This is a genomic window from Psychrobacter sp., from assembly GCF_035469765.1.
In the GTDB taxonomy this organism is placed as follows: domain Bacteria; phylum Pseudomonadota; class Gammaproteobacteria; order Pseudomonadales; family Moraxellaceae; genus Psychrobacter.
Genome location: NZ_DATIRM010000295.1, coordinates 1 through 3292, shown reverse-complemented (window position 1 = coordinate 3292; position 3292 = coordinate 1). Strand labels below are relative to the sequence as shown.

Annotated in this window: 2 protein-coding genes and 2 pseudogenes; 3 read left to right on the top strand and 1 reads right to left on the bottom strand. The window is 44.0% G+C overall.

Annotated features, from left to right (window positions below):
• Positions 1-146: 146 nt before the first annotated feature.
• On the bottom strand, positions 147-1331 hold the full coding sequence (locus VLN09_RS08325) for an acyl-CoA dehydrogenase (RefSeq protein ID WP_325245498.1): 1185 nt from the start codon (positions 1329-1331) through the stop codon (positions 147-149).
• 175 nt (positions 1332-1506) lie between these two features.
• Here VLN09_RS08325 and VLN09_RS08320 point away from each other — a divergent pair, with 175 nt between their 5' ends.
• The 3 genes and pseudogenes from VLN09_RS08320 to VLN09_RS08310 form a co-directional block, all read left to right on the top strand.
• Positions 1507-2334: an IclR family transcriptional regulator gene (locus VLN09_RS08320; protein WP_325245496.1), complete on the top strand. Its 828-nt coding sequence runs from the start codon at positions 1507-1509 to the stop codon at positions 2332-2334.
• Positions 2335-2529: 195 nt separating this feature from the next.
• A pseudogene (locus VLN09_RS08315) lies at positions 2530-2631 on the top strand (septicolysin); the annotation flags it as partial.
• A 387-nt stretch (positions 2632-3018) separates the two neighbouring features.
• Positions 3019-3292, top strand: a pseudogene (locus VLN09_RS08310) (glutamate synthase-related protein); the annotation flags it as partial.

Sequence of the window (3292 nt, the reverse complement as noted above, 5' to 3'; positions counted from 1 at the left end):
CTTTGAAGCTACTTATAAACCAGATATAAATGAGGACTAATAACTAAAAAACGCACGCTACTGCTTATCAAGTGCTTCGTAAAAAGCGCAACAGTAACGTACGTTTATGGTCTAAAAATCAGCTAGCACTTATTGGCTAATACTTATTAATAAAACGCTTGAATCCCTGTCTGCGCACGACCTAGGATAAGCGCATGAATATCGTGCGTCCCTTCATAAGTATTGACCGCTTCTAAATTCATGACGTGACGGATAATATGGAACTCATCAGAGATACCATTACCGCCATGCATATCACGAGAAATGCGCGCGATATCTAGCGCTTTACCACAGTTATTACGCTTAATGAGTGAGATCATCTCAGGAGCCGCATTGTCTTCATCCATCAGACGACCAACACGTAGCGCTGCTTGCAGACCCAAAGTGATTTCTGTTTGCATATTGGCAAGTTTCAGCTGTACCAACTGCGTCGCGGCTAATGGACGACCAAATTGCTTACGATCAAGCGTGTACTGACGGGCAGCTTTCCAGCAGAATTCAGCCGCACCCATCGCGCCCCATGCGATACCATAACGGGCTTTATTTAAGCAGCCAAATGGACCTTTGAGTCCACGGATATCTGGGAAAGCATTAGCTTCAGGGACGAACACTTTGTCCATCACAATCTCACCCGTGACTGAAGCACGCAGTGAAAACTTACCTTCAATCTTTGGCGCTGATAAACCTTTCATACCTTTATCTAAAATAAAACCTCGAATCTCATCGGCATCGTCTTTTGCCCAAACGACAAACACATCTGCGATAGGACTGTTGGTAATCCACATTTTGTTACCCGTCAACTCATAACCGCCATCAACCGCACGCGCGCGTGTCGACATTGATGCAGGATCTGACCCTGAATCCGGTTCAGTCAGACCAAAGCAGCCGACATATTCGCCAGTAGCAAGCTTTGGCAGATATCTCTCTCTTTGTTCTTCAGTACCGTATGCATGGATAGGATGCATGACCAAGCTTGATTGCACACTCATCGCTGAACGATAACCTGAGTCTACAGCTTCTACTTCTTTGGCAATCAAACCGTAAGCAACACTCGATAAACCAGCACAGCCATAACCTTCAATCGTTACGCCTAGTAAGCCCATCTCACCCATTTGACGCATGATATTACGGTCAAAATTCTCATGGCGGTTGGCTTCAACGATGCCAGGCATCAGCTCTTTTTGAAAAAACTGGCGGGCGCTGTCCGTCACCATGCGCTCTTCGTCAGTAAGCTGGTCGCGTAATAAAAAAGCATCTTCCCAATCAAAACTTGGACGCGTAGATGTTGCCATATAGATCTCCTTGATGTCAGTCATCCTGACCGACGAGTAGTAATTAGTGAGTAAATTGACTTAACAGCTTATTGACTTACTAATTCCGCTGTGCGAAACTTAGTTTCATAATTTAAAACCATTTAAGCAAAATTTAGTGTCGCTGTAAACCTTTATCAAAAAAAATGAGCATAAAATGACAAAAAATGTATCGGCAGCCCTACCATTACTGGCTCGAATGAATAGCACGCTTGAACAAAGTAAAGATGATAATGATCGGCAGTTTGTCACTGCATTAGGGCGTGGACTGACTTTATTATCAGCCTTTGAGCATCATGAGCAGCTTAGCCATCAGCAATTATGCCAGATGACAAAATTGCCAAAAGCGACGATTACTCGTCTGATTCACACCCTAATGACGCTTGGATTTTTGCGCGTGACGATACATGGACAGTATCAATTGGGTAGTAGTGCGGTGCGATTAAGTGCTATTGCGTGGAGTCGTCATGATTTGGTGGCGGCAGCTGAGCCGTTACTGCGACAGTTTGCCAGTAGCAATGAAGTATCAGTGAATTTGGCAACCGAGGTTGAAGGAGAAATGCGCTATCACGCTTGCTGTCGTAGCCCTGCTCGCCTATCAGTCAATTTGCAAGTTGGCTCAGCAGTGCCCGTCGCCCGTACCGCTATTGGACGTGCTTTTTATGCAGTAAGCTCACCGACGAGACAGACTGTAATTGATAGTAACTTACAAGAGCAGTTATCTACAGAAGATTATAATCACGCACAGTCTGCTCTTACTGACGCCGCAGAGCATTATAGAGCGCATGGCTATACGATATCAGATGGTGAATTTTCTACTGATATATTGGCAGTGGCCGTCGGTGTTTTTGATGTTGCGACGGGGCAGTTTGCGTATTCACTGAACGCCAGTGTACCGAGTGCTAACTGGCAAAGCGCAGATTATGCAGCGATGATAGTACCTAAATTACAAGCATTGGCTGAAAGGATTGGCAACGGTGTTTAGAGAAGATACCGAAATTTATGGATTTTCCAGATAAGATTTAGCGTAGTTTGCTGATGATAAAGAGCATTTTGATGCAAGCATGAAGCGACTTTGTAGAAGTGATGCATACCTTGCGGCAAGTGGTTTGTGTTGGAGAATAACAATCGTTAAACTTTGATGTAAATATCAATAATAATAAAAGCATTGTAGTAAATAATAGACGACTTACAAAAGCAAGCCGATGACATCGCCATGAAGTTGCGCAAAATTGATATTGTCATTCAAGCCAATAACTGGCAAATTGACCTTGTTGAATAATCATATTTTAAACCATTAATTTCAGAATTTTTTATGTGCTTCATATAAGCGTATGGATGACCCTATTGGAACCGACTGGGCGAGTCTCAGACCCCGTATTCTCGCAGCAGGGTGTTTGGTCTGCTTGTGTCATGTTAACTGTTAGCGCCTTAGCTTTTAGCACTTTCGTTCATTTAAAAAAGTCTTACTTAATCTATCTATTTTGAATCATGAATAGCGGCAAAGTTACGAAATAACTTTCTGCCGCATTTTTTAATTCCTATGTTTTATTGTTGAGCCTTGCTATGCCCAAATCTAGAATCAATTTGAACCCTGATCCTGAACACAACTCCCCTTACTTTACTGGTGTTTTCCTACGTTACAGCACCTTCGGCGCCGCGATTTTACACCTTAGTTGGCGCAGGTATCCGCGATCAAATCAAACTCGGCGTGAGTGGTAAAATCATATCAGGTTTTGATATTGCCCGCTTACTGGCGTTGGGTGCTGACTGGTGTAACTCGGCGTGCGGCTTCATGTTTGCCGTCGGCTGTAGCCAATCGCGCTCTTGTCATACCAATACCTGCCCTACAGGCGTGGCAACCCAAGACCCATATCGTCAAAAAGCGCTGGATGTGCCAAGTAAGGCTGAACGCGTGGCAAGCTATCATAAAAACACCCTGA